Origin of the sequence: Silanimonas sp., assembly GCF_027530345.1 — a bacterium.
Taxonomy (GTDB): Bacteria; Pseudomonadota; Gammaproteobacteria; order Xanthomonadales; family Xanthomonadaceae; genus Silanimonas.
In genome coordinates this window covers 1-23,840 of the sequence record NZ_JAPZQK010000030.1, presented here as the reverse complement: position 1 = coordinate 23,840, position 23,840 = coordinate 1, and the positions used below count along the sequence as shown (strand labels likewise).

Here is a 23,840-nt window from a genome sequence, read left to right as displayed (position 1 = left end):
CCGCCGGGGGGGGGGGCGCGACCTTTTATGCGTGCCCAGTGATTCGGAACGCGAGGCTGACAAGCCCTATCCAAGTAAGTGACATTGCATGCTCAGCCTAGACCCTGTGCCGCACCCCTTTGGGCGCGATCGCGCATGGCTGCCAACCGACACGGAAGCACTCGAATGAAGACAGCCACCCCCCGCCGCCGCAAGACGGACGGCGCTCAAGATACGGAACAAAGATTTCCATCGGTTCGGCCATCCAAGGACGTAGAGCTTGTGATGGCCGATGCCTTGCAGTGGATGGCGGCCCGGGAAGAGAACTCCATCCACGCGATCGTGACTGATCCGCCATACGGCCTGATCGAGTTCGACGAAGATGAGCACGACAAGCTTCGCGCTGGAAAAGGCGGCGTTTGGCGAATCCCACCGAGCTTCGATGGGAGCAAGCGAACCCCTCTGCCACGCTTCACTGTCCTCACTGCTTCAGACAGGGAGCGTCTATCCACGTTTTTTGCGGCGTTCGCCTATCAGGCGAGCCGAATCCTCGTCCCTGGGGGGCACTTGGTGATTGCCTCGAACCCCCTCGTCTCATCGACGACCTTTGCGTCGATCGAAACATCGGGACTTGAGAAGCGGGGCGAATTGATTCGCGTGGTCAAGACACTTCGAGGCGGTGACCGCCCCAAGGGTGCCGAAGTCGAGTTCGCCGACGTATCTGTGATGCCCCGCTCCACTTGGGAGCCGTGGGGTTTGTTCCGCAAGCCGATCAGTGAGCGGACGGTTGCGGAGAACCTTCGAAAGTGGAAGGCGGGCGGGTTCCGCCGAGTAAGTGAAGACGAGCCGTTCCGCGACCTCTTTGAGGCGCCTCCGGCCCGCGACCCTGAGCGCAGCATTGCACCGCACCCGTCGATCAAGCCCCAGCGCCTCATGCGGCACCTGGTGCGCCACGTCCTCCCAATGGGCTCTGGCGTCGTTTATGACCCCTTCTCGGGGAGTGGCTCGACTCTGGCGGCGGCCGCCCATCTTGGAGTGCAGGCCATCGGCACAGAGCGAGACGCTCTTTACTTCGCGATGGCGGCCAAGGCCATTCCGCAGCTGGCCGCACTTGAATGACACCACAGCAGATTCTCGAAGAAATCCGGGGCAACTTCACAGGCGGACAACGGCGCCGATTCCTCCCCGGACTGGCGATAGCGCTCATCGGGTTTCTCCGGGAGCTTGGCGCTGTGAACGGCAGGTTCAAGACGCTTGACGAGTTCTATGCAGAATACCCCCGCCTTCAAGCGGTCCGCGGAAGGTCGCTCAACACACTTGGGGTAAGGAAGCCGGACGGTACAACGCTGACTATTCGGCGGTTCTACGACCGCGCGGCGAACTGGTTCCGCGAAGGCAATCAGCGCTTTGACTATCCGAGTGCAGGCCCACATGCGACGCAAGCGTGGGGAGACTATCTGCATTGGATTGTGGCAATGCTCGCGCTGAGCGAGGAAGAGCTTTGCAATCTCCAATCAGACATTGAGGCATTTGTTCTTGCCGAGCTTCCTTCCCAAGCCATCGACCCCTCGAAAGTGGTTAGGAAGCCTCCCCGATTTCTTTGGTTCTTGGAGCAATTTGACCTCGCGGCCAAGAAGGGAGAGACCAGTGGCGCTGCGTATCAGGGAACGGTATTCGGATACATCCGCGCCGATGCGCCGCATCTACAAGTCGAGGTCGGCAAGGTTCGGACGGGGTCCAAGCGCGAAAAAAGAGTCGGCGACATCGACGCTCGCGACGGTGCAGACTTGGTGCTCTCGGCCGAGGTCAAGCAGTTCGAAGTAGGTACCAGCGTTCTGCCGGACCTCGCCGAGTTCGCTAACTTGATCGCCCAGCACAAAGCACTTGGGCTGGTTGTCGCCCTAGATTTTGAGCCCGGCGCCGTGGCGACGATTGAAGCCATGGGATTGCAGCCACTATCCCGCAAAGATCTCATTGATCGGGTTCGGATCTGGGATCCGCTCAAGCAAGACATTGCGATGAACGCGGTTCTCTACTACGTCAGTTTCCGAGAGCAAAGTAGCCCCTTGTACCTTCGGATCAAGGCATTCCTAGAGGGCGTAGAAGAGGCCTCGGCAAACAAGAATGAAATGTCGACCGGGATCGCTGTAGAGGCCTCAAGCGATGGCAAAAACGCGCCCGAGTAGTTCGTTCCGAGCATAGGAATGCCGGACCTAAGAGTAGTGCCAGGGCACAGCTTGGTCCGCGCTTTCAGCCCGGCGGACAGGTGCGGAGTGCTTCCCCGACGCCGCCAGTCTCCCCGAACCGGCGGCCGAGCGATGTAGGAAAACGCTGGTCGCCGGGTCAGAAATGCCCGGCGAAAAAGCTGGACTTTCTGGAACGCTCCCCGGTCGGCCGCTATCGCGACGGCAGTTCCACGAACCGCTTTTGGACGCGGACGGCCGCCGGCAGCCGCATTTCCAGCAGCGCTCGCGTCGTTTGATCGGATTCGACGAAGTCGCAAAGCGTCGCCAAAAGATCCGGGTTGAGCACGGTCATCACCTCGGCAAACGCCGCCAGCGAGGGGGATCCCGCGCCCGACTCCAAGGCGATGACGGTCTTCCTCGAAATGCCTGCCCGCATCGCGAGTTGTGCCTGCGTCAGGCGCCGCGCCTTGCGGGCAATCCGAAGACCCTTAGCGAGCCGGATCAGAGCCCGATTCGTTTCGGGGGAAACGTTCTCAGACCCTTTCGGCCGCCATGTCTTTGGCTTAGAAGAGCCCGAGAGGGAAGGGAGGAGCTTTTTCAGTAGCTCCCTGCTGGGGTCGGGAGGAGCGTCCATGATGTTCCTTAAAAGGGACACGGAAGCCTATCGGCGGGCCTTTTAGGGTACATCAAGCCGCTGTTCGCGCCGGCCGGCGATCGGCCCGGCGCGACCGTTTCTGCGTGCCTCGAGGCGCCAAAAAGCAGGACTTTGTGGAACGCCGCGCCCTGCCGAGCAGGGCGCCGTAGACCCGTGACTTTCTGGAACGCACCCCCGGACCCGCGCCGACCGGCCGTCGTAGCGCGACCTTTTATGCGTGCCCCGAGGCGCCGCCCAGGGCCGGACTAGTCGTCCATCCACTCGCGCACGTCCACGCCCTCGTCCAGCAGCCCGAGGATCAGCTGCTCCGAGATATCCCGGTGCTCTTCCGGGGTCATGGGGCGTGTCCGCCACGGTCCCCCGGGGGCGACTTGCTCCGTCACGGTGATGACCGGCGGGGGCGGGGAGGGCGACGGCTCGCTCATCCGAGAAGGGTAGCAGCCCGGCCACCGAGCCTCTCCCATCAAGCAATGGCGAAAACCGCCGGAAACCGCGTCCGGACGCGGGTTGTGCCTTTTTTTGGCGATCGGGCAAAAAAAGGCACAACCCGCGCCGTTGCAGCCTCTCCGGGAAAAAGCCTGTCACGTCGATGGGGCCGGCTCGACGGGCCCTGGCGATGAACGATCGCTCAAAAATAGAGTGGTATCATGCAGTCCATGTGTTGTATGGTTTCTGCGCGGGCGGATCGCCCGTCACCGTCACTCACAGGGAGAACCCCCATGCGCCACACCGCTCTGTCGCGAGCCCTCCGCACCACGTGTTGCACTCGTTCGGTGGTTACCGCCGCCGTCCTTTTCGCGCTCTCGCCGGCCGCCTTTGCCCAGGCCATCGGCACCGGCGCCAACGCCGTCCCCGGCGCCATCGCGATCGGCAACAACGCCGATGCCCCGGACGCCGGCGACGTCGCCATCGGTGGCAATGCCCGCGCCGGCCTCGGCCCGGATGACGGCCCGTCGGTGGCCATCGGTGAGCAGACCGAATCGGGCGACTACGCGACGGCCGTCGGCCCCTTCGCCCGTGCCACGGGCCTAAGCGCCGCCGCCTTTGGCGAAGGCGCGACGGCGACGGCGAACTACACGGTCGCGATCGGCCGCAATGCGGCCGCGACCGCCCGCAATGCCATCGCCATCGGCGGCGACGCCGGCACCTTCGCCATCGCCTCAGGCCAGAGCGCGGTCGCGCTGGGCACCGGCGCCACGGCCACCTTCGACCTCGCCACCGCCCTGGGCTCGCTGGCCAACGCCACCGCCGAATCGGCGACGGCGATCGGCGATCGCTCCAATGCGCGCGGCCAGTACTGCGTCGCCCTTGGCGCGTTCTCGGAATGCACGGGCCGCGAAGTGGCGGTCGGCAATGCCACGTTCACCCGCCGCTTGAGCTTTCTCGATGCCGGCGTCGCGGCGACGGACGCGGCCAACATGGGACAACTCTTCAGTTCCACGGCCGCGCTCGGTGGTGGCGCGGGGTGGAACAACGGCACCTTTCTCGCCCCGAGCTACGCGCTCACCAGCGGCACGTTCAACAACGTCGGTTCGGCGCTGCTCAGCCTCGACGGGCGCATCGCGGCACTCGAAGCGCTGCCGCCGGGCGGAGCGGGTCCCGCCGGTCCCGCTGGCCCCACCGGCCCCTCGGGCCCCGCAGGAGCAACCGGCCCTGCCGGCCCTGCCGGCCCTGCCGGTCCGGCCGGCCCGATGGGACCGCAGGGTCCGGCGGGTCCGTCTGGTACGGACCCTCTCGCCGTTCGCTATGACGATGAAGGGCGCGCCGTGGTCACCCTCGAGGGCGAGGACGGCACGCGCATTTCGAACGTGGCCGATGGTGTCGAAGCCGATGACGCGGCGACGGTTCGGCAGGTCAGCACCGTGAATGACCGGGTGACCAACGTCGATGCCCGCGTCACCAACGTCGACAACCGCGTGTCGACGGTCGATGCCCGCGTCACCAACGTCGACAACCGGGTCACCGTGCTGGATCAGCGCGTGAACACGATCGACAACCGTCTGGGCATCGTCGAACTCGGCATCGCCGATCTCTACGGCCGTCTGGATGGTGTGGCCGCCATGGGTGCCGCCCAGGCCTCGCTCACCGGCTCCCTGCTGCATGCGGCCAGCGGCCGCGGCGCGTGGGGCGTGGGCGTCGGTGCCGCCGGCACCCGTCAGGCGATCTCGATCGGCTACGGCAGGAACTTCACGACGGAAGGCGGCCGCAAGGTCAGCTTCAATTTCTCGGGGTCGACCTCGGGCGGCCGCGGCCAAGTCGGCGCGGCGGTGGCCTTCGGTCTGTAAGGCTCGAAGGACTGCGATTCCGGACGGGGTTTCGCAGTCCGAAGAGGGAAGGGGGCCGAAAGGCCCCCTTTTTTTTGGCGCGCTAAGCTCGGCGCCATGGACGAAATGAAAGAGCTCCTCGAGCGCGTCCTGGCGGACAAAGCCGCGTCACGCCTCAAGGCTCGCGCTCTCGCATGGCCCGAAAAGATCAAGGTCATTGAGCGCCTCCGCGACGCCAAATCGGAAGCGCGGAGAACCATGCGCGTGGTGGGGCGCGCTGGCGCCACGTCACCGGGCGCGAGTGCTACGTCACCGGATCCAATGCCCAAGCCGAGCGAAGACAGCGACCCGCCACGGGGCGCGTAGCAGGGCGGCCACCAAGGCCACCAAGGCCCAATCCACGACGGCGCCCTCGGACGCCGTCAGGGCCCGTAGGAGGGCAGCAATGCCCACGGCATCCGGGTAGTGGGCGATAGCGCGGACAGCCCAGCCCATGAGGCGAGGGCCGGCATCGCGAAAACGATCAGTCACCAGCTTCGGGCGGCGCGTCCGGGGGCGTGAGTTTCAGCTGATCGATCAGCGCCCGCCGCACCAACCCGTTCACGCTGATTCGGCGCCCCAGCTGGATCGAGGCTTCTGCGGCCTGCTGGTTGAGTTGCGCCCAGAGAGCCGACTCGAGACGCAAGCTGCGCGTGATCCGCTTTGCTGGATCTTGGGCGGCCGCTGGAGCTTTGGGGTCGGTGCGGTCCATTGGGCTGAACGATATGGGTCAGCCCAATGGTATCGCGACCGGTCACTCGTGGTCGTGGTCCTGCTTCTTCGAAGGCGTCGCCGAAGGCTCGGAGCTCGGCGCCGGCGGCGCGCCCTGTTCCTGGGCGGGCGTGGACGTGCCCGCATCCTGGGCGACGGCGCTGCGATCGGCGCGATCCCGCTTGCGATCCTCGTCGATGCTCGAGGCCAGCTGCGCCCGGGCACTTTGGGCACCGTAGCGCTCGCCACGAACCTCGCGCTCGAAGGACTCACTGAGGCCCGCTTCAAGGCGGTCCGCCCGCATCGTCTGCCGGGCCCCGCCATTGGCCCGGAGCTCGGCGATCTCGTCGCGGATCTTCTGGTAGTTCGCCGGGTCGTTCGCCTCCGCTTTCTGGGCGAAGGGGTCGCGATCGGAAGCCTGCTGCTTCATCTTCGCAAGGCTGTCGCGCAGGTCGATGACGCCCTCCTGATAGCCCCGGAAATTGCCGGCCTTTCCAGCCTCGTGCAGCTTGTTCCGCGCCTCTTCGGCGCGCTCGCCGCGAGCCCGCTCGAGCGGGTCGTTGCTGTTCTTGAGGCGGTAGATCTCCGTATCGAGCTCGATCGAGGCTTGATTGGCCTTCTTGTCGAAAGCCTCTTTCTCGACCGCCTTGGAGGCGCTCTGCTGGAGGATCTCTTTCGACTTGGCTTCACGGGCTTCGCGGACGGCCTGTCGCTCGAAGTGATCCTGATCCAAGTGGAGCGTCGAACCATCCTGCGAGACCGAAATCGAGCGTTCGGTTTCGGTCTTCGAGACGTTCCCGAAGATCCCGCCGCGCTCGCCAAAACGGGCGTTCGCCTCAAGCGAATCGGCGCGGTCGTGGAACGCCGCGGCGCCTCGGGCACGTGCTGCCGCGAGCTCCGTCGGCGACAAAGGCGCGGCGCCGACCTGGGCACGATCAGCCCCCGGGTCGCGACCCTTCTCCTCGCGCTGGCGTTCGGCCGCTTCCTCCAACCTGCGCTCCATCCACGCATCCCGGTGAGCCCAGAACTCCTCCTCGCGATTCCGCCAAGCGTCATCGCTCTGGCGATTGGCGGCCGTGGCCGGTTCGGCCTCTCGGCCGGCCTCGCGCTTGTTGGGGCGGTCCTGTTCCTGCGAGTCCTTTGCTTCGTAGTCGTTCACGCTGGCTTTCTCCTGACGCTTCCCGAGTTGTTCAATCACCGCTTCTTCGTCGTCCTGGCGCAGGTAGATATGCGCCTGCCCCTCATTTCGCGTTGCAGCCACGTAGCCAAGCTGCTGGCTCTCCAGAGCGTCGCCACGGGCCAGAACGAGAACATCACCGCCGTTGCCGAGCTCCGGCCGGTCACGAACCGGAGCTCCGGCGCGAACGGTTTCACCCTGCGATTTGTGCACCGTAATGGCGTGGCCGTGGTCGATCTTGGCCAAGGCTTTCGATTCCCCCTCAAGGGACCGGCGGTCCTTTGACGTGGCTTCGAGTTCGCTGCTGAGTTTGGCGATCTTCCGCGTCCGGGCTTCACGCTCGGAGATCTCCTTGGCCACGGCGTCCGGCGCCTTGCTACGCCCCTTCCGTGCCTCGAAAGCGGCCTTTCCGGCCTCGCGAAGCTCGGTCAGCTTGGCCGTGAGCTCGGCCTCTTTCGCTTGGGCCTTGGGCAATCGCTCCGCAGCATCGAGCCGAAGAGTCAGGCGCTCGCCGTCGCCCAGGCGAACCACCATCCGCCGAGCATTGATCGCCTCGACCTCCCCGATCGTGCCGTTTTTGGTCCCGGTGACGCTGTCATTGACCCGGAACAGGACCCGGTCACCCGCCGCGAACGCCTTCGGCCCGGTCTCCGTATCGACCGCAACGTCTCGACCGCGAATGACGCCCCGCTCCCGCAAAGCGGCCCGGGCTGAGTCGTTCAAGGCGCGCACGTCGGCGCGCTTAGCGGCGACCATCAGCGCGTCGTGGCCGCCCGCCCGCCGGTCGGCGTAGTCCGTCGCCATGGCGGAACGCACGTCCGCAATGCGCCCCCCGACATGCCACTGCCCCCGGGACTTCATCGAGGTCACGGCATCTTCGGTTCGCCCCTCCCGGATCGCCCGACCAATCTCCCGGTCTGCGTGGTCCTTCTGCCTGCGAACCTCAGACAGTTCTAGCGCCCCATGGGTCTTTTGGAGGTCCTCGAACGGCCGCCCCGCGTCGACGGGGGCCAGCTGCTCGGTATCACCGACCAGGATCACTTTGGAGCCCTTGGCGCGGGCCTCAGCCAAAAGGAGGTCCATATCGGCGGAGGACACCATGCCGGCCTCGTCCACGATCACGACGGTCCGGTCGTCGAGCTCGACCTTGCCGTTCTCGATCTTGAGCTTGAGGCTGGCGATCGTCTCCGCGTCGATTCCCGCGTCGCGCCCGAGCACCTGGGCGGCCTTGCCACTGGTCGACGTGCCGATCACGCGGTAACCCGCGTCCTGATAGAGGTCGACCACCGATTTCATGGTGAAGGTCTTACCCGCGCCCGCGTGACCCTGAACCATCACGAGGCCGCGGTCGTCCGCTGCGCCGCGAACCATGGCCTCTTGCTGGGGCGTCATCGCCGCCCCGGGAGACTTCTTGGCGAGCGACTTATTGACCCGGGCGATCGCAGCATCCACCGCCGCAGCCCGGATCCCGTGGCGCCGGTCGCCCACCAGCGCCTCAGCGTTATGGGCGATCCGGGCCTCCCGATCGAGAACGTCTTGGGTCGTGTAGCGAACCTCCGTCCGGCCGTCCTTCGGGCGCTCGAGGCGAATCATGGAATCGCGCAAGCGCTCGAAACGCGCCTGCGCTTCGTCGGGGCCATACCGCCCCGCCGCATCGGAATAGACCGCCCGCGCCAACTTGCCCTCGCTCAGGACGACGGTCTTATCCATCGCTTCGGCGATCAGTTCGGCGTCGCTCTTGCCCGGCTCAGCGGGGCCCAAACTCTGCCCACGACGACGAATCGCCTCGATCTCCTCCGGCCCAAAGCCGTGCTTCTTGGCCTCGTCCGCCCAGCGCTCGAAGTTACTACCGCGGTCGGGATTCTCTTTTCCGCCCCGGCTGACTTCGGCCGCCTTGGCCGAAGTCTTGGCATCACGCTTGCCCTCGGCGGAAAGAACCGCCTCGACCTGGGCGCGTCGCTTGGACCATAGGTGCTCGAGATCGTCGGGAACCCCGCCAATCTTGAAAAAGCCTTGCTTGGGATCGACCCGCTCGATCGAATAACCACGCTGCTGCAACTCATGAGCAAGCGTTGCTCGATAAACGGCGCCGGCCGCGTGAATCTGGCCCATGTCCACCGTGGCCCGGGAAATCCCCCCGTCCTCGCGAACACCGACCGCAAAGACCAGCGAGTGCGTATGAAGCTGCGGGTCATTCGCCCGGCTCGTGGAGTGCTCGAAGGTCGCGATAACAGGTTCGCCGCGCTGGACGACAGCACCACCGGCCCCGGTACGGAAGCTAACGCCGTGCTGCTTGTAATAATCCAAGGCCTTGGCGACCGCCGCCTCGTGGGCTCGCGTGATCGCCTCCCTCTGGTCACGACTTCCCGCCGCCCAAACCGAAGAGACCGACTTGGGCGCGGAGAAGGTAAGGTCATAGGCAGAAACAGCCTTCCTCTCCCGGCCCGAGATAATCCGGTCCGCATTCACCCGAACCAACTGCTCGCCGGTTTTCGGATGAACGCCTTTCGCGAGGCTTTCGATATCGGAGCGGGAAACAACCCCCGAGAGCCCAAGGGCGCGGGCACCCTCGCCATGGAACTGTCCGGGCGGCTCGCCATTCGCGGCACCCTCGGAGTCACCCACGGCCTCACTATCAGCGTCAGCGTAATAGCCCGCGAAGTAACGGGCAGCAGCGCCGGCGTTCGATGCGTGGATCTTCTTGACGCTGAGCACGGTTATTTACTCGTCTTGAGCTTGCCGCGGATTTCTTCGACGCCCTCGAAGATCAATTCGAGAGCACGGCGATAAGCCTTGTCCTGGACACTCATCTGGGTGAGGACAGCCTCAGCCAGAGCCTCCGTTCGGGTCAGCGCCGGCCCCTTGAGATCGCCATCCTCGACGCCCTCAAGGCGGTCGAGGCCGGCCACCAAGGCGGCCCGAAGTGCGGCCGACTTGGTCGTGCCGAGACGGTCAGCGAGTGCCTGGAGACGATTAGCTTCGGCAGGGGTCACGGCCGCGCCAACGGTCACAGTCCGGGACTCGGCTTGCGGTTCTTGGTCCATTCTTAAACCTCCTGAAAGTGCTTTAAGGCGGGCTTTGCGGTGCTTTTGCTGTGCTGTGCTTTAAGAAGCGCCAACGGCGCGCATCCCACTTTAGTGTAAAGGTGTGCTCAACGCAGCGAAGCGGAGTGTCCCTCTGGCTCTATCGGGCCGCAAGGCCGTGGGCGTGAAGCGGTCAGCGGGCGGTTAGCCCGCGGTCGCGGCACGCCCCCGGACAGGTGCGGCCAGGGCGACCCGGCGGGGAGCCTAAGGCCCAGGGATTGCCCTATGGGCAGACCCCGGGGCTACCTCGGCGGCCTCTACGCCGCGACGGAATCCTCGCTCTCGATCCGCGAGAGCGCGTGGGTAAGCGTGAGGCGTTCGACGGCTTTTGCCAGTGCTTCCAAGAGGCAGAAACGAAGGTCCGAGCGCGACTCGTCCGAAAACCACGAGGGCCAGCGGGTGCGAATCTCGTCGGCCGCATAGGCATACAACGGATCCCGGGTCTCGGAGAACTTCACCTGGAGCGCAACGATGGCAACCCACTCAAGCCGATCGGCCGCGGCGTCCTCCAGACGCTTCCGGGTTTTCGTTGCCCGGTGCTCGTCGAGTGAAAACGCAACAGGCGCCTCAATATCGAGGCCGTTGGTCCAGAGAGAGAAACCGGGACCCTTGACGACCCATCGCTGACCAATGAGGCGGGGCTCAGAGACGAGGGTCTCGGCGTGGGCAATGGCGGCTGAGAACATGGGGTTGAGCTCCTACGCGAGGACAAGGTGGCGAATACCGGCGACCATTCCGGCCACAGCGGAGATCGCGGCCACGTTCAGGAGATACCGCTCGAAGACGGGAGCGATAAGGAGGTGTTGGCGGACGACGGCGGTGGCGGCGGCAACGCCGAAGGCGAGGCCGATGACGGCGAACGTCGAGCGCGTGTAGATAATCGCCGCCACGCCGTAAATCAGGATCGCGCCGACCAGCATGGCGCCAAGATCGCGAGCCGAGTCTTTATTCTTCGCGAGAGCGAAGTGCACCTTATAGGCCACCAGCGCCAGCCACCACGAAAAGCTCAGGGACTCGACCCACGTGAGGGAATAGCCCATGGCCTCGAAGGCCATGGAAGCGAGGATGGCGCCGGCCGGCCACGCGAGGAAAACGGGGCCGCCCGCTGCGATCATTCCGAGGCGCATCTGGCCCGCGACGGCGGTCGCGCCAGCGACCACGGCAACGAGGATTCCGATAATGGCGGCGGCCATCGGCGGGAGCACGAAGGAGAACCACCAGAACACCGCGAAGCCGAGCGCAGCGACCAGCAAGAGCCGGAAGAGGAAGAGGAGCATGGTCGGTTAATCCCAGAGGCTTCGGCGGGTGGTGGTGGAATCAGGACCGTCGTCGTCTGAGGACGATTCGTCGATTGGCGCCGGCGCCGCCGGGGGCGGCGCCGGAAGAGCGAAGGGAATGTCGATCTCGTCGAAGGTGTCGGGGCTGGTATCAACAGCCTGGGCGGAAGACGGGGGAAGCTCCGCCGCCACGGGCTCAGTAAAAGGCGTCACGGCATCCCACCGCGGGTTCTCGATCAGCTGGCCGCCACCCTTGGGCATCGGAGTAAACGGCTGGACCAACTTTCCGAGGGCGTCGCCGATTTGAAGGATGAGCTCCACCCCGGGCCGCGGGCCGGTTTTCAGCACGCGCAAGCCCGTGAGGGCGTCCACCCGAAGGACGGCCGTCTTTTCATGAACCAGCCGCTTCGAGCCCTGCCCGGAGGTGAGGGGAAACTCGATCCGCTTCACCTCGCGGTCGCCGAGGGCTCGGCAAATGTCCGAAGCCCCATCCACTGAGGACATGAGGAAAACGCGGGTCTGCTGCATGGACTTCTGCGCCATGCCCTTTTCGCGGCCGTCTCGGGCGAATAGCTGGGAAGCGTCCTGCATGGCCTTCACCACGCGAACGCCACGGCTCCGGCCCATTTCCTCGATCTTCTGGGCCGCCTGCTGGCCAGTGGTGCCCAGCTGCGGGAATTCGTCGAGGATCATCCAGTAGGCCAAGGCGTCGGGGGAAACCTCCGCCATGGCCGGCGACGCGATGGTGTCGGCGGCGGTGCCCAGGATCGCCCCGAAGATTTGTTCGGCCCGCCCCGAGTAACGGGCGTCCGAGTTGAGGACGACCGCCCGGGGGCTCTCGGGCGTCGGGCGCGTCAGCCAGTCGGCGACGGAGAACGGCACGGCCTCAGGAGCAAAGGCCCGGGCGTAGGCGGTGATCCACGGGGTCCCGCTGGCGAGCTCTCCGAAGACGGCACGGGCGCCCGTGCCCTCGGTATCGGGGACATTGGTTCGGGTCAGCGGGTCGCCAGCGTGGGCCGCCGCGAGAATCGCGCCCGGGCCGTCGAGGAGGATCTTGGACAGGTCCGACCATACCCACGTGCGGCCTCGGGTCTGCTGGAGGTGCTTCACGATGCCGGCAAGCAAGGCCCGGGCAGAGTTCACGAAGAACTGATTGGGGCCGGCGTTCTCGGACGGGAAGCAGGCCTTGGCGAACTGGTCGGCCGCCGCCGGGCCGGCCACGTCGCGAGCAATGTCCCACGGCCGAGAGCGGGCATCCCAAGGCCCGAGCACCACGATGGCCTCAGCCGCGAGGCCGCCCGGCGCGCTCAGCGTGTCGAGGTAATCGCCTTTGGGGTCGTGGATCAGGACCCGATCGCGGCGGCGAAGCGCCTGCGCGAGCACCGAGTTCAGGAGGGTCGTTTTGCCGGAGCCGGGCAACCCGACGACGACGAAATGCCCGGTCTCGCGGTTGCGGCTGATTTCGACCTCCCCGATCCGAAGGCCGGGCCGATCGCCGGCGACCTGGGCGTCGGAGAAGTTCGACCGCTCCGCCTTGGACAGCGAAGCGGTGAAGTCGGCGGGGTCGGGCTGGTACTCGAGGCCTTCCACGTGCCACGAGTCCGGCTGCTCACTCAGGCACCAGTACCCGAGGCCGAAGCCGCCCAGCCCGGCGACGATCGCCACAACGGGCGCCATGACGGCCATCCACTTGCCCACCCCGGAGAGAGTCGAGAAGTAGGCGGCATATGCCGGGTCCGCGGGCCAGCCCAGCGTCACGGCGATGGCGTCCCATCCGCCGCCGGGCCCGAAGATCGAAAGCGAGACGATGGCAGCGGCGGCGGCGGTCAGGAGTCCGCCGATGATGCCCTCCTCGGCGTAGACCCTCGCCGGGGGCTTCTTGGTGTCGAGCTCAAGCATCGGCCGGGGTGTCCGTGGTGTTGGGAGCCGGGGCCTCGGCCGCCTTCGGGTGGCCGAGGCCCGAGAGCTCGAGGAACTCCGCCAGCGGCCAGCCATGAGAGCGGGCGACGGCCGTGAGCTCGCGGCGCACCTGGGCGATCGGCGTCCGCTTCGGCGCGGCCTTCTTGGCGGCTTTTTCGGCCGCGGCCTTGGCTTTCGCCTCGGCCTTCGCTTTTTCCTTGGCCGCCTTCTCGGCGGCCTTGGCTTTCGCTTTCGCTGCGCGAGCGATCAGGGCGTCCAGCTGCTCGGGGGTGAGGCGCTTGAGGTCGAGGTCAGTCATTCGTAATCGGCCGTGGTTGCTGGGTAGCGGAAGTGCGGTTCGGCGCGCAATCGCGCCTGCTCTTGAAGAGCTACGTTGAGCGTGTGGCTCCACCAATCCCTAGCGATTTCGACGCGCAACGGAAGGGCGGGAGAACTGAGCTTGTCAGCCAGCTGTGCCGCATGGGTGCGTGAAAGATGAGCCGGGCCGTCGAGAGGGAGATCGCCAAGTTCGACCCGGATAGGCGGGCGATCAGGACCGTTTAGATCGGCGAGGATTCCAGTGTCGGCCTCCGGGAAGAAAACGCCCCGGCGCATGGAGGAGTCAACAACGACAAAGGTGTCCGGCCCTGCTTCATCGCGCATAGCCTCAGCGATCTCGATCTGCCGTTCGATCGCCATGTAGTCAGCTTGAATGAAGAGCAAAAGAAGCGAGGCATGGAGCGCGTCGGCGGGGTTAAGAAGCCCAGTAAGGCGATGGCCAGGGTAAATGGTAGGGATCGACAGAACGATCAACCCCGCATGCGCAAGACAGGGCGGAAAGACAGCAATGTCGTTTCGACGTAGCTTTCGGCGCCCATCCACAAAAGACAGAACGGCATCGATACCGCTGGTGATTGCGGAGTCAGGCCTAGCACGGATGAGTTCGGCTACAGCGGCAGCTTCATTCGTAGTGAGCCGAGGCGCATCCATTTCGCTGATGCTTTCCATAGGTCTCCGTTATTCGCGGCCCGGCCGAGCCGGATGGTGGTGATTCGGGGACGTTGGCGGCCGATTAGGGCGCTGGAGAAAAGCGTTCGGCATGGTTGAAAGCCTCATCCAGCGCTTCGCGCACGATGCCGACGTCGCGGAGGGGGAGCGCAACACGAAAGCCCCTCTGAATCCGAAGTGCGCTGTGCTGCGTCGGTTCAAAAACGGTGAGGATGCCGTCGTCAGTCAGTTCCACGCCGTCCCGCCGCGCTTCGCTGCGATCATCAACGCTGGCGGGCACGTACCGCGCCCACCGCGGGTCTTGATCGGGCGTCGCGAAACGGGATTCGAAGGGCGCGACCAAGCCGAAGCTAACGCTGCCGTCGAGAGCCGGCGACGAGTAGAGCGTCAGTCGAAAGAGGGGCGAGACGACCGTGTACGTCGTGCTTTTCTTCTCGGGATCAGACTCGATTGCGTAGTAGGTCGAGGGCGTAGTTTCCATGTGCGCTCCGTATCGCGTGGCCCGGCCGAGCCGGATGCTGGGGGTTCAAAGAAGGTGGCGGCCGGTCAGGGCGCGCCCTGCGCCGCCTCGCGATCGCGGAGCGCTTCGTGGGCGCGCCGACCGCGCTCCTCGAGCTCACGAGTGAAAGCGCGGCGCTCGGCCGGGGTCATGCCGCCGGCCGCGAGGAGATCGACCTGGGCGAGAAGCGCGCCAGCTTCCGCCTCGGAAGCGGCCAGCGCTGCCGTCGCCTCGTCGCCGCGGCGATCGGTGTTCTCGATGTTGGCCGCGGCCATGACGGCGGCGACGGTGACGGCGCAAAGCGAGGCGGTGATCTTCATGGGTAACTCCTGCGGCTCAGACTAGATGATATGACATGATATGCCTTTAGGCAAGGGGCGCACGTGATGCGCCCCTCAATTTCGTCACGCGGCGCGCTTCGACTTCCAACGCTCGACGCGCTTTTCGTGCATCCGCTCGCGATGCGCCTCGCCGGCCTTCATGGCATCGCGGACGGCGTCGTACAGGTGGTGCCCGGGGCGAACGCGGAAGCGGTCATTCTCGAAATAGTCGGTCTGGGTGTCCGTGCCGTTCTCCACGGTGAAGGCCTCGCGGACCTCCTGCGAGAAGCGGCGGTAGTCCTTGGCGTAAACGGTGATCGTGCCGTCCGGGTGGCCGATGTACGGGCCGCCGCAATAGCTGCACCGCTGGAGCTTGCCGTCGCTGGCCTTGATGCCGTTCCAGAAGAAGCGGAGGGCGCCGGCGCGGATCGGGGCGGGGGTCTTGGTCGTCATGGTGTGTGCTCCTGGGCGTGGTCGGTGGGATCAGAAAAGGGCGATCTGAACGGGTGCGGCGCTGCGGCGGGCTGCCGCCAGCGCGGCCGCGAGCTCGCGGCGGGCGCGGGCGGCGCCAGCGAGGGCCCGGGCGTGCCAATCGGCGCGGCGCGGGGCGCGGTTGCGGCTGGCCTCGGCCAGCCAGACGCGGGCGCGGTGGGCGATCTGCTCGCGGTTCGTGGTCATGGCTCAGGCCCCCTCGATCTGCGCGATCAGGGCGAAGGCCTTTTTGCTGCGGAGGGCGACGTCGGCCGCTTCGCGCTGCATCGTCGCGTTCTGGCGATATGCGGCCTCGTTGCCGAGCTCGTCGGCGTAGTCGTCGGCGTCCTGGGCGAGGGCGCGCAGGAGTTCGAGCATCACGAGGGCCGAAGCCTTGGCGCGTTCGGCGATCTGGTCGGGGGTGGTGGTCATCGCTGCTGTCTCCGGGGTGGCCGTCTGGGTTGGCATGTCGTGGCTGGCCGCGTAGCCGGCCAGCGGGGTTCGACATGCCGCCCATGGCGGCGAAGCAGGCGCGGCGAATAAGCCGCCGGGTCAAGGCGCCCGGAATGGACCCACAGCGAGCCGAAGGCTCGAGCACCACCCTCCCCCGCCCTCGCAGCTTCCAGTCGGAGAATTGAAGGTGATGGGCGATTGACGCGGTGGCGCGCTGCGCCGACCCCGGCGCTTCTCATGCCGTCGGCGAAGCCGACACCGAAACCATGGATGCCGCGTTGTTGCAGGGGACGATGGTCATGCGGCGGGCGTCGACCATGCCCACGCTCGCCCACCCCTGCCCGGCCGGCTGGGGGCCTTTAGGGGGCCCCGCTACGCCGGCCGGCGGCTCCCGCCGGGCGTGGACGAGGTGGACAGGTCTCGCGGCACTGATATCACGATACCGTGATAGCAATTAAGCAAGCGGAGCGCGCAGGCCAAAGCCGACCAGGCCCGAAGGGGCGAGACCCGAAGGGGCTCGAGCGACAGCCCAGGGCGGCGGCCCCGAAGGGGCGGCCCGGATCGATATCCCGTTGCGACCGGCGAACATTCGCAGGTGGAAGCCGCGGAAGTTTGGATTTATGAAGCGTCAGGCCAGCGCGGATTCACATGACCCGCCGAAAACTCAGACCCAACAAAAAGCAACGCAGAATGATCGCCTTTCCAAACACCGGGAAAGATACGCAAGTATTTGATTCTCGAACCTAAATCCGTTGACAGCCTTAGGGGGCGGGCGTAGGTTCAACGAGATGACAGGGGAAGTGGACCCCTATATGTTGGGGTTCCAGCGACAGGAGAAAACTACTCAACTGCCCAGCCCTGCGGAAAGTCTCGAACGGATGCGAGACGAGGGACTGGCGCAAAAGACAACGGCCCGGTGCTAGTAACACCGAGCCGCTGTGGCCGATCCGATCAGCGGCGATTCGGATCCGCGGGAGGGCATTTCTAGGGCCCCTCACGACTTTACGCGGCCGGGGGTGAACGTCAAGCGGGAGGGAAACCGACCGTTTGGGCACCGCCAGAAGCGTGAAGCACCGCGAAAAGGCTTAGCCGGGTTGCAAAAGGAGCTGCTTATGAGCAGCGATCGCCCGGAAGACGACGGTTACGTCGTGATCTTTGTCACCTGTTTCCGCCATTGGAAGTCCGGCAAGTTGATTCGCCGGGCCGATGGTCGCCCGTTCCCCTTGCGGGTTCGGGCGCGGAAGCCGAAGGACGAGGGCTAAGCGGAACGAAGGGGCGGCGCAAGCCGCCCCTTCTCTTTTGAAGGCTAGTCCGAGTCCTCGCGGAAGTGGACATCGACCTGGGCGTTCTCGCGCTTGAGGGTCTCGAGGCCGATCGCGAGCAAGGCCACATAGAGAGCATTCCGGGGGCCGCCCACCTGGATCTCGCCGATCGCGTCGTCGAGCTCGCTCGGAACAGCAATCAGGCGGTTTACCGCCTGCGTCCGTCGGGCCAACCGGCCCGACGACACGACTAGCTGTTGCTTGTTCCGATGAACCGTCAGGGTCATCGGTCCATACGTCGTGACCTTAGACACGACCGCCACCAATGGCGTTCGTGGCGCTGGCTGCGTCGCGGGCGATCAGGCGGCCATTCTCGGCGCTCACCGTAATGTCCTTGACGCCGTTGCGGCTCAGCTGGAGCAACTGGCTAAGCAACATGCTCTCCAGCTGCCGCGTGAGCTCACGGGCGCCGAAATTGCTGGTCTGCGCCGAGATATGGAGGGTTGTCACCACCGCGGGTTCGTCGATGCCTACGAGGCGGAGCCCCACTTTCTCGGCATACGTGGCGATGAATCGGATCGAGAGCGCGCATTGGGCCTCAAAGCTCAGGGGCTTGTAAGCGAGGATCGCGTCGAAGCGAGCCACCTGCTCCTTTTTCCAGACTCGCGCCAGCACGTCCTTGAGGCGAGCTTCCCGAGCCACGGGGTCCGCGACGCTCTTGGTCACCTCGATGACCTTTTCGAACTCCGCGTTGCTCGTGGCCAGAATGATGAACTGCGTGGCATCCACCGCCTCGCCGAAACTGTTGTCGGTGATGCGGCCCTCGTCCATGAGGGTCATCAGCACCGCCATGAAGTCAGGGTGCGCCTTTTCGATTTCGTCGAAGAGGATGACGCCGGCGCCTTGGTTCTTGATGCCCTGGGTGAGCTTGCCGCCCTTGTCCGAGCCGATGTAGCCCGGAGGGGGGCCGATCAGTGCGGAAACCGCGTTCGGGTCGGAATACTGGTTCATGTCGAACCGGAGCAACTCGACGTTGATCGCCTTGGCCAGCGCCTTGGCGGTCTCGGTCTTGCCGGCGCCGGTGGCGCCGACCAGGAGGCCGACGAAGATCGGCTTGCTGATGACGCCCGCCTTGGCGTGCGATCGCATTTCGACCCGGCTGAGGATCGTCTCGGCCATGTAGTCGATGGCTTCTTCCTGGCCGACGACCTCTTTCTTGATGAGCTCTGCCAAGTCGGCGGGGATGAGGACACGCTGAGGTGCCGGCGTGCTGTTGTAGAGGTCGCGGACCCCGGCAATGCCGTTGCCGCTGATGAGTTTCAGATAGTCGTGCATGGGGGTCGTCTTGATGATGTGGTAAGGCAGGAAGAGCACGGCGAGCGAAACGGCCAGCCAGATAGCGGCGCCGAGGAAATGGCCGCCAGCGACTTCCTCCACGACGAAGCCGATCGGTAGGCCCATGGCGATCAGCAGGAGGTGGAGCTTCCAGTCGCGGAGCTTCAACCAGAGCCACTTCCACACTTGGAATTCCTCGCCGTGGCGGGCCTTGGCCCACACGAGGAAACCGACCGTGATCGGGAGAGTGAAGAGCAAGAAATAGAGGAAGACGCTGAGGTAGAACAAAGCCCCCACGAAGAGGACGAGGTAGACGAAGGCCTTGCCCAGGTAGTAGCCAAGATAGAAGTGGCCGGACGACATGCGATCAGGCTCCCGGCGCCGCCGGCGCGTCGGCCGCCGCCGGCGCGTCTGCTGCCGCGCCCGGAGCGGTTGCCGCCGGATCAGCCGTTTCGATCAGATTGAAGAGCTCGATCACGCGAGGCGAACCGCCCGCGGTCCGAAGGGCCACGGTTGCGCCGCCGGTGTCGTTGTCCCAGAGCCGCGTCGAGCACGCCAGCGCGACCCGATAGAAACCCGCGTCGAGGGGCTTCTCAGTGGCCGTCACATTGTTCGTTTGGCCTTGACCGTCGAGCGAGGCCACCACGTTGCCCCGGGGCCCGAGCTCAAGCTGGCAGAACGAGCCTTGGCCTTCCTCTGAGAGCACGAGGGTGTACGTGCCAGCGGTCTCGATCTTGGCGAGGCCGGAAACCGCGATGCGCCGCCGCTCACGCTTGGCCGGCCAAACGTTGGAAAGCAGAGTCCGGGCGCCGGCGTAAGTGAAGCCGGCCACGCTGTCTGTGGGCGCAACAGGAACGGTGGAGACCTCAACCCACTGCTGCTTCTGCGGATCCCACTCCCCGCTCGTTTCGAGGGCGAGGGAAATGCTCGAGCCGCGCTCGACCGCGGTGTCGAGGGGATGCGTCGGCGGAAGAACAACAGCCCCCACAGCGGCGGCCGGCGTTTGCGCCGGCGCCGAAGGGCTGTTGAAGCCCTGCGCTGGGCCCGGCGCGGCGCTGGCCGCCGCGCCGGGCGTGGCAGCGGGGGCCGGACCGGCCGGAACCGCCACCGCCGCCGGAGCAGGCGTGGACGGGCTGCTGAATGCCGCCACGAGGAAGCTCACGACGCCCAGGGCGAGGAAAGCGGCGACGACGAAGGTCGGATAGGGATAGGCCTTGGCTACAGCTTTGATCTTGTCGAACAGCGCCGTGGCGCCGTTGGCAGGCTTCTCGGTGGTGCTCGGTGGCGGGTCGAAAGCGGACATTGCGATCCTCGCGGCTTTGGTGATTCGACATGATATCACCAAGTCCGGGGGCTTCGGCAATTCGCTTTTCGGTGGCCGGCCGCGAAGCGGCCACGCGCCGGCCTTGTGCCGGCGCCGCCGATCGATCTGGTGTTTTGGGTCCTTAGCGGCCTGCCGGCGAGCGAAGCGAGCACAAAGCCGCGGGAGGGCCGGGAGGCCCTCCCAGCGGCCACGTCCGCTGCTGAGCCCGAGGCGTAAGCCAAAGGGCGAAGGAACCCGCCTGGGCCCCCGCCGGCGTAGCCGGTGGGGTTGGCGGGCAGCGACCGAGCTGTTCCCGCCGCGGTGTTAAAAGCAAAGCGTTAAAGAGAAAAGCAGTTAAAAGCCGCGCCCGCGCACACGCGCGTGTTACGTCGAGAAATCAGCGGCTAACCCCTCGTTGCATCAATGAAAATTGCGAGGCGGCGTGGGTGAAATCACGAAGAAACCGCCTGTGGATTGCGTGGGTGAAATCACGTGCCTATCCACAGCCGGCGTGGGTGAAATCACGTGGCTATCCACAGTCGGCGTGGGTGAAATCACGTGTCTATCCACACAATCCACAGGCCGAAGCTAGGCCGTGGGTGAAATCACGTGCCGCTGTGCCCGGTCACTGCGTCGCCGTGGGCGAAATCACGTGCTGAGTTCCGCCGCGAGAACGTCACCATGTCGCGGGTGTCGTCGAAGCTGAGGTGGTACCCCGGCAGCTGATCGCTCGCGACCCGCTCGCGGATCTGCTCGCGAAACTCGCGCAACTCGGAGCGCGAGCCGGTCTTTTTCTGGAGTAGCTCGAGGCCAATCGACCACGTGGCCTGGTTGCCACAGTGTTTCCTCGCGAGCTCATAGAGGCGTCGGTCGATCGAACTCGACAGGCGGAAGTAGTCACGGTCGAGGGTAAGTACCTCGTTCCCAACGACGGCTCGATAGAGCCAGTCGCTCAAGGTGATCTCCACGAAGTCCATCCGCTCGTCCGAGCGTCGCTCAACAACCTTCCAGGATTCGATCAGACCGAAGCCTTCGCGGGTTCGCGTGTCATTCGTTCGAAGATCCGTCTTGATACGGGTCCCAGCGAGCCGCTCGAGCGCGGCCTCGAGGTTGTCGTATTCGCGGCCTCCAACGCCGCGATTAGTCGCGACGAGAAGGTCATACGCCTTGAAGCGAACCGTGCGATGCATTGCGATGCCGTCGTTTCGTTTCGCGATCAGCTGACTGATCGCATAGATCAGGACGTCTTTGTCCCAGACCGTTGCGATGCCCTTGACGGAGGGGGTGACCTCGATGTGGACACCGTTGTGCTCGTAACGGCGGATCTCGGTATCGCCTGACTTCTTCAGGCTAAAGATCGGGTGCTCCATGCTCCCGATATCGTCCTTTACAGCGGCGCCGATGACGTCAGCCACAAAGAAGTCAGCCTGTTGCCCGTGCTTATCAGGCGCCAGAAAGCGACGCGCCGACGAGCGCTTGGGAGGCTTCAGATTGGCCGGCGAATCACTCGGCAGTCGTGCCCAGGTGGGCATCGGCTGATTCGGAATCGAATTGAGCAAGTCGAACGCATCGTGGTCCGAGAGCTTCATCACCTCCGCGAGATCCTTCCCGTGGTGCATCACCAGATCGATGCGTGCGGCCATAGCCAGCTTCGCGAACTGCTGCCGATAGCCGGAGTCGTCGAAGCCCTCGAGGCGCGGGAGATCGTCGTTGACCATGAGTGCCCTCCCCTGCCCTGCTTAATCGACCTTGGAAGCGCGGCGATTACGGACCGCCTGCGGCTCGCCCTTGTCGTGCTGCGAGAACCAGTAGACCAGAGCTTGCTCGATCTGTTGCTGGGCGCTGAGGCCCGTATCGGCCTGAATATGCTTGAGGGTGGCCCAGTCCGAGATCGGGAGGCGGATCAAAAGACCCTTGTTGCCCGCCGGCGCGCTGGCTCGCTTCGGCGCGGCCACCGTCGTCACAGGCCCTTCTGCCGTCTCGGCGGCAGCAGCGGTCACGCTCTGGAGCTTGTTGAACTTGCCCATATAGGCCTCTATCAAGATAGAAAGTTATTTAGCTAGCAGTATAGCAATAAATCACGAAAGCAAGGCCTCTACTTCCTTGCCCAAGGCCCGAATCTCGCGAGCCGCCTTGCCTTTGGGGGCGAATTCCCCAACGGCGAGGCCGTCATTGAGCGCCGTCGCGAAGTCGTTGAGGTCGCTGACCTGGGTGTCCGCCACGCGCAGGCCCACGCTCTCGAGGTGGCGGCGAGCATCCTCGGCGGACGCGCTGCGCGCCTTCACCCGGGACAGGATGGCCAGCGCCGGCTTGCCGACCTCCCCGACCAGTTCGGCCACCGTGCCCGCCGTCAGGAGGTCGGGGGTCGTCGGGGAGAACGGCAGCAGCAGCAGGTCGGCGCGACGAAGGGCCGCGGCAAGACCGACGGTCGCGTGCGGCGGACAGTCGATCACCAGCACGTCCACGCCATCGCCCTCCGCCTCGGCGATGGTCGCCGCGAGGGTTGCGGCCGTGGCCGGCACGACGGGGAGGTGGGGGCGCTCGGCGTCACGGAGCCCGGCGACTTTCGTCGCCGTCGCCTGCGGGTCGAGGTCGATCAGGCCAACCGTCTGACCCCGATCCGTGAAGTAGTGGGCGAGGTGGAAGGCCACGGTGGTCTTGCCGCAGCCGCCTTTCTGTCCGCTCGTTGCGATCACTTTCATGCTGTCACCCTATGTTGCTAGCGTGATAGCAATATACCTCGACACCACGACACCACGCAAGCAAAATAGCGTGATATCAATCTAGCTTTTTAGCGAACAGGAATTGCCGGCGTCACCGTGTTGGGCGGAAGGCACAGCTGATAGGGCGCCCGGCCGGGCGCAGTGACCTCGAGCGTGATGCAGCCGGCCGAGCCCGCGAAGGCGTTGAGTGTCAGGGCACCGGGTGCCAAGCCGACCGGCATTGGCGCGGCGCCAACAACCACCGGGACTCCGTTCGCGTAAACGCCATCCCCGTCGACCGAGGCCCAATCGCGGACGGTCACGCCCTGGGCGGGCAAGCCCTCAGCCACCAACCGGGCGAGTTCCGCCTCGTGCTGCGCGGTGGGGACCATCACCTCCGCCGCCGCGCCGGCGCCTCGCAGGGAGCTCACCAGCGCCGCCGCCCCAAAGAGCACCAGCGCCACGGCGCCGGCGCCGATCAGGACGGGCAGGGCGGCCCGACGCTCGGCGGCCTCGGCATCGGTGACGGTCGGCTTGGCGTCGTTCGACGCCGCACTGGCTTTTGCGCCGACGATGTGGACGCGCTGCTGCGCGGGCTTCATGGTCATGCGGTGAACTCCGGCAGACGGGCGCGACGACGGGGGAGGAGTCGACCGGGCTCGAAGCCGGCGGTCTGGACGTGGAACTCGGCGAGGCCGAGCTCGCGCAAGGTCTCGGCGAGGGTGTCGAGGGACTGGAAGAGGCGGGGGCCGCCGCGCTTGAGGCCGAGTGGACGCTCGACCATGCCGACGCGGATCATGAGGGCCCACCCGCCACGCTGCCCGAGGGCCACGGCCTGCCGGACGGCGCCGGCCTGGGCGAGCTCACGGGCCGCTTGGAGGGAGAGCGTTTGGGGCTTCAAGGTCGTCATGGGTTCCCAGAATAGCGAATTTGGGAGCCAAGAAACGCAGCCCGGGCGACACCGGGCGCGGGACGGGGGGTCCCAGACGACATAACGCGGGATTCTGCGAACTCCGGCGCCACCATTTATGCGTGGATCGAGGGGGCAGGGGGGGGGCGCGAGTGCTGCGCCCCCGCCGCCGGGGGGGGGGGCGCGACCTTTTATGCGTGCCCAGTGATTCGGAACGCGAGGCTGACAAGCCCTATCCAAGTAAGTGACATTGCATGCTCAGCCTAGACCCTGTGCCGCACCCCTTTGGGCGCGATCGCGCATGGCT

General features: G+C 65.6%; 26 protein-coding genes. 4 read left to right on the top strand and 22 right to left on the bottom strand.

All coding sequences use genetic code 11. The features are described 5' to 3' along the window. Positions 1-264 precede the first annotated feature (264 nt). On the top strand, positions 265-1,098 hold the full coding sequence (locus O9255_RS13485) for a DNA methyltransferase (protein ID WP_297867388.1): 834 nt from the start codon (positions 265-267) through the stop codon (positions 1,096-1,098). Beyond that, entirely contained in the window at positions 1,095-2,165 is a 1,071-nt protein-coding gene (locus O9255_RS13480) for a hypothetical protein (protein WP_297867387.1), read from the top strand. The genes O9255_RS13485 and O9255_RS13480 overlap by 4 nt, the downstream gene beginning before the upstream one ends. A gap of 211 nt (positions 2,166-2,376) precedes the next feature. On the opposite strand, the gene O9255_RS13475 is transcribed toward O9255_RS13480, so the two are convergent. Further along, on the bottom strand, positions 2,377-2,799 hold the full coding sequence (locus O9255_RS13475; RefSeq protein WP_297867386.1) for a helix-turn-helix transcriptional regulator: 423 nt from the start codon (positions 2,797-2,799) through the stop codon (positions 2,377-2,379). Positions 2,800-3,539: 740 nt separating this feature from the next. Here O9255_RS13475 and O9255_RS13470 point away from each other — a divergent pair. Continuing rightward, positions 3,540-5,105 (top strand): hypothetical protein, encoded by a 1,566-nt coding sequence (locus O9255_RS13470; RefSeq protein WP_297867385.1) that lies wholly within the window; start codon positions 3,540-3,542, stop codon positions 5,103-5,105. A 502-nt stretch (positions 5,106-5,607) separates the two neighbouring features. On the opposite strand, the gene O9255_RS13465 is transcribed toward O9255_RS13470, so the two are convergent. The 13 genes from O9255_RS13465 to O9255_RS13405 all read right to left on the bottom strand — a co-directional run bounded on the left by O9255_RS13465 (position 5,608) and on the right by O9255_RS13405 (position 16,000). Continuing rightward, positions 5,608-5,835, bottom strand: a complete 228-nt coding sequence (locus O9255_RS13465; protein WP_297867384.1) for a hypothetical protein — start codon at positions 5,833-5,835, stop codon at positions 5,608-5,610. 42 nt (positions 5,836-5,877) lie between these two features. Continuing rightward, positions 5,878-9,726 (bottom strand): MobF family relaxase, encoded by a 3,849-nt coding sequence (gene mobF, locus O9255_RS13460; RefSeq protein WP_297867383.1) that lies wholly within the window; start codon positions 9,724-9,726, stop codon positions 5,878-5,880. Positions 9,727-9,728: 2 nt separating this feature from the next. Beyond that, complete coding sequence (locus tag O9255_RS13455; protein WP_297867382.1) at positions 9,729-10,055, bottom strand: hypothetical protein; 327 nt, start codon at positions 10,053-10,055, stop codon at positions 9,729-9,731. 296 nt (positions 10,056-10,351) lie between these two features. Beyond that, the gene (locus tag O9255_RS13450; RefSeq protein ID WP_297867381.1) at positions 10,352-10,780 is read right to left on the bottom strand and encodes a hypothetical protein; all 429 of its coding nucleotides are present in this window, start codon (positions 10,778-10,780) and stop codon (positions 10,352-10,354) included. A gap of 12 nt (positions 10,781-10,792) precedes the next feature. Further along, a complete protein-coding gene (locus O9255_RS13445; RefSeq protein WP_297867380.1) occupies positions 10,793-11,371 on the bottom strand; it encodes a hypothetical protein in 579 nt (192 codons plus the stop codon). Positions 11,372-11,377: 6 nt separating this feature from the next. Next, positions 11,378-13,270, bottom strand: a complete 1,893-nt coding sequence (locus O9255_RS13440) for a type IV secretion system DNA-binding domain-containing protein (protein WP_297867379.1) — start codon at positions 13,268-13,270, stop codon at positions 11,378-11,380. Beyond that, on the bottom strand, positions 13,263-13,589 hold the full coding sequence (locus tag O9255_RS13435) for a hypothetical protein (RefSeq protein WP_297867378.1): 327 nt from the start codon (positions 13,587-13,589) through the stop codon (positions 13,263-13,265). The genes O9255_RS13440 and O9255_RS13435 overlap by 8 nt, the downstream gene beginning before the upstream one ends. Beyond that, the gene (locus O9255_RS13430; protein WP_297867377.1) at positions 13,586-14,278 is read right to left on the bottom strand and encodes a hypothetical protein; all 693 of its coding nucleotides are present in this window, start codon (positions 14,276-14,278) and stop codon (positions 13,586-13,588) included. The genes O9255_RS13435 and O9255_RS13430 overlap by 4 nt, the downstream gene beginning before the upstream one ends. A 64-nt stretch (positions 14,279-14,342) precedes the next feature. After that, positions 14,343-14,759, bottom strand: coding sequence for a hypothetical protein (locus O9255_RS13425; RefSeq protein ID WP_297867376.1), 417 nt, complete (start codon positions 14,757-14,759; stop codon positions 14,343-14,345). A gap of 65 nt (positions 14,760-14,824) precedes the next feature. Beyond that, positions 14,825-15,097, bottom strand: coding sequence for a hypothetical protein (locus O9255_RS13420; protein ID WP_297867375.1), 273 nt, complete (start codon positions 15,095-15,097; stop codon positions 14,825-14,827). A gap of 84 nt (positions 15,098-15,181) precedes the next feature. After that, positions 15,182-15,550 carry a hypothetical protein gene (locus O9255_RS13415; RefSeq protein WP_297867374.1) on the bottom strand — a complete coding sequence of 123 codons (369 nt, stop codon included), beginning with the start codon at positions 15,548-15,550 and terminating at the stop codon, positions 15,182-15,184. Positions 15,551-15,580: 30 nt separating this feature from the next. After that, on the bottom strand, positions 15,581-15,775 hold the full coding sequence (locus O9255_RS13410; RefSeq protein ID WP_297867373.1) for a hypothetical protein: 195 nt from the start codon (positions 15,773-15,775) through the stop codon (positions 15,581-15,583). A 3-nt stretch (positions 15,776-15,778) separates the two neighbouring features. Continuing rightward, entirely contained in the window at positions 15,779-16,000 is a 222-nt protein-coding gene (locus O9255_RS13405; RefSeq protein ID WP_297867372.1) for a hypothetical protein, read from the bottom strand. A gap of 1,133 nt (positions 16,001-17,133) precedes the next feature. Between O9255_RS13405 and O9255_RS13400 the strand changes: the two genes are divergently transcribed. Continuing rightward, positions 17,134-17,283: a hypothetical protein gene (locus tag O9255_RS13400; protein WP_297867371.1), complete on the top strand. Its 150-nt coding sequence runs from the start codon at positions 17,134-17,136 to the stop codon at positions 17,281-17,283. Positions 17,284-17,327: 44 nt separating this feature from the next. Here O9255_RS13400 and O9255_RS13395 read toward each other — a convergent pair whose 3' ends face one another. The 8 genes from O9255_RS13395 to O9255_RS13360 form a co-directional block, all read right to left on the bottom strand. After that, positions 17,328-17,570 carry a hypothetical protein gene (locus O9255_RS13395; RefSeq protein WP_297867370.1) on the bottom strand — a complete coding sequence of 81 codons (243 nt, stop codon included), beginning with the start codon at positions 17,568-17,570 and terminating at the stop codon, positions 17,328-17,330. A 19-nt stretch (positions 17,571-17,589) separates the two neighbouring features. Then, entirely contained in the window at positions 17,590-18,981 is a 1,392-nt protein-coding gene (locus O9255_RS13390) for an AAA family ATPase (RefSeq protein ID WP_297867369.1), read from the bottom strand. 4 nt (positions 18,982-18,985) lie between these two features. Continuing rightward, positions 18,986-19,921: a hypothetical protein gene (locus tag O9255_RS13385; RefSeq protein ID WP_297867368.1), complete on the bottom strand. Its 936-nt coding sequence runs from the start codon at positions 19,919-19,921 to the stop codon at positions 18,986-18,988. Between the two features lie 605 nt (positions 19,922-20,526). Further along, positions 20,527-21,639 carry a replication initiator protein A gene (locus O9255_RS13380; RefSeq protein ID WP_297867367.1) on the bottom strand — a complete coding sequence of 371 codons (1,113 nt, stop codon included), beginning with the start codon at positions 21,637-21,639 and terminating at the stop codon, positions 20,527-20,529. A 21-nt stretch (positions 21,640-21,660) separates the two neighbouring features. After that, positions 21,661-21,948, bottom strand: a complete 288-nt coding sequence (locus tag O9255_RS13375; protein ID WP_297867366.1) for a hypothetical protein — start codon at positions 21,946-21,948, stop codon at positions 21,661-21,663. Between the two features lie 51 nt (positions 21,949-21,999). After that, positions 22,000-22,623: an AAA family ATPase gene (locus tag O9255_RS13370; protein WP_297867365.1), complete on the bottom strand. Its 624-nt coding sequence runs from the start codon at positions 22,621-22,623 to the stop codon at positions 22,000-22,002. Between the two features lie 89 nt (positions 22,624-22,712). Continuing rightward, positions 22,713-23,231, bottom strand: coding sequence for a hypothetical protein (locus O9255_RS13365; RefSeq protein WP_297867364.1), 519 nt, complete (start codon positions 23,229-23,231; stop codon positions 22,713-22,715). Continuing rightward, entirely contained in the window at positions 23,228-23,533 is a 306-nt protein-coding gene (locus tag O9255_RS13360; RefSeq protein ID WP_297867363.1) for a hypothetical protein, read from the bottom strand. The genes O9255_RS13365 and O9255_RS13360 overlap by 4 nt, the downstream gene beginning before the upstream one ends. Between the last annotated feature and the right edge of the window lie 307 nt (positions 23,534-23,840).

What these genes read in the sequence shown, in the direction of transcription:
- O9255_RS13485 (WP_297867388.1), top strand. Translation starts at nt 265, where the DNA reads ATGGCCGATGCCTTGCAGTGGATGGCGGCCCGGGAAGAGAACTCCATC.
- O9255_RS13480 (WP_297867387.1), top strand. Translation starts at nt 1,095, where the DNA reads ATGACACCACAGCAGATTCTCGAAGAAATCCGGGGCAACTTCACAGGC.
- O9255_RS13475 (WP_297867386.1), bottom strand. Translation starts at nt 2,799, where the DNA reads ATGGACGCTCCTCCCGACCCCAGCAGGGAGCTACTGAAAAAGCTCCTC.
- O9255_RS13470 (WP_297867385.1), top strand. Translation starts at nt 3,540, where the DNA reads ATGCGCCACACCGCTCTGTCGCGAGCCCTCCGCACCACGTGTTGCACT.
- O9255_RS13465 (WP_297867384.1), bottom strand. Translation starts at nt 5,835, where the DNA reads ATGGACCGCACCGACCCCAAAGCTCCAGCGGCCGCCCAAGATCCAGCA.
- O9255_RS13455 (WP_297867382.1), bottom strand. Translation starts at nt 10,055, where the DNA reads ATGGACCAAGAACCGCAAGCCGAGTCCCGGACTGTGACCGTTGGCGCG.
- O9255_RS13450 (WP_297867381.1), bottom strand. Translation starts at nt 10,780, where the DNA reads ATGTTCTCAGCCGCCATTGCCCACGCCGAGACCCTCGTCTCTGAGCCC.
- O9255_RS13445 (WP_297867380.1), bottom strand. Translation starts at nt 11,371, where the DNA reads ATGCTCCTCTTCCTCTTCCGGCTCTTGCTGGTCGCTGCGCTCGGCTTC.
- O9255_RS13440 (WP_297867379.1), bottom strand. Translation starts at nt 13,270, where the DNA reads ATGCTTGAGCTCGACACCAAGAAGCCCCCGGCGAGGGTCTACGCCGAG.
- O9255_RS13435 (WP_297867378.1), bottom strand. Translation starts at nt 13,589, where the DNA reads ATGACTGACCTCGACCTCAAGCGCCTCACCCCCGAGCAGCTGGACGCC.
- O9255_RS13430 (WP_297867377.1), bottom strand. Translation starts at nt 14,278, where the DNA reads ATGGAAAGCATCAGCGAAATGGATGCGCCTCGGCTCACTACGAATGAA.
- O9255_RS13425 (WP_297867376.1), bottom strand. Translation starts at nt 14,759, where the DNA reads ATGGAAACTACGCCCTCGACCTACTACGCAATCGAGTCTGATCCCGAG.
- O9255_RS13420 (WP_297867375.1), bottom strand. Translation starts at nt 15,097, where the DNA reads ATGAAGATCACCGCCTCGCTTTGCGCCGTCACCGTCGCCGCCGTCATG.
- O9255_RS13415 (WP_297867374.1), bottom strand. Translation starts at nt 15,550, where the DNA reads ATGACGACCAAGACCCCCGCCCCGATCCGCGCCGGCGCCCTCCGCTTC.
- O9255_RS13410 (WP_297867373.1), bottom strand. Translation starts at nt 15,775, where the DNA reads ATGACCACGAACCGCGAGCAGATCGCCCACCGCGCCCGCGTCTGGCTG.
- O9255_RS13405 (WP_297867372.1), bottom strand. Translation starts at nt 16,000, where the DNA reads ATGACCACCACCCCCGACCAGATCGCCGAACGCGCCAAGGCTTCGGCC.
- O9255_RS13400 (WP_297867371.1), top strand. Translation starts at nt 17,134, where the DNA reads ATGAGCAGCGATCGCCCGGAAGACGACGGTTACGTCGTGATCTTTGTC.
- O9255_RS13395 (WP_297867370.1), bottom strand. Translation starts at nt 17,570, where the DNA reads ATGACCCTGACGGTTCATCGGAACAAGCAACAGCTAGTCGTGTCGTCG.
- O9255_RS13390 (WP_297867369.1), bottom strand. Translation starts at nt 18,981, where the DNA reads ATGTCGTCCGGCCACTTCTATCTTGGCTACTACCTGGGCAAGGCCTTC.
- O9255_RS13385 (WP_297867368.1), bottom strand. Translation starts at nt 19,921, where the DNA reads ATGTCCGCTTTCGACCCGCCACCGAGCACCACCGAGAAGCCTGCCAAC.
- O9255_RS13380 (WP_297867367.1), bottom strand. Translation starts at nt 21,639, where the DNA reads ATGGTCAACGACGATCTCCCGCGCCTCGAGGGCTTCGACGACTCCGGC.
- O9255_RS13375 (WP_297867366.1), bottom strand. Translation starts at nt 21,948, where the DNA reads ATGGGCAAGTTCAACAAGCTCCAGAGCGTGACCGCTGCTGCCGCCGAG.
- O9255_RS13370 (WP_297867365.1), bottom strand. Translation starts at nt 22,623, where the DNA reads ATGAAAGTGATCGCAACGAGCGGACAGAAAGGCGGCTGCGGCAAGACC.
- O9255_RS13365 (WP_297867364.1), bottom strand. Translation starts at nt 23,231, where the DNA reads ATGACCATGAAGCCCGCGCAGCAGCGCGTCCACATCGTCGGCGCAAAA.
- O9255_RS13360 (WP_297867363.1), bottom strand. Translation starts at nt 23,533, where the DNA reads ATGACGACCTTGAAGCCCCAAACGCTCTCCCTCCAAGCGGCCCGTGAG.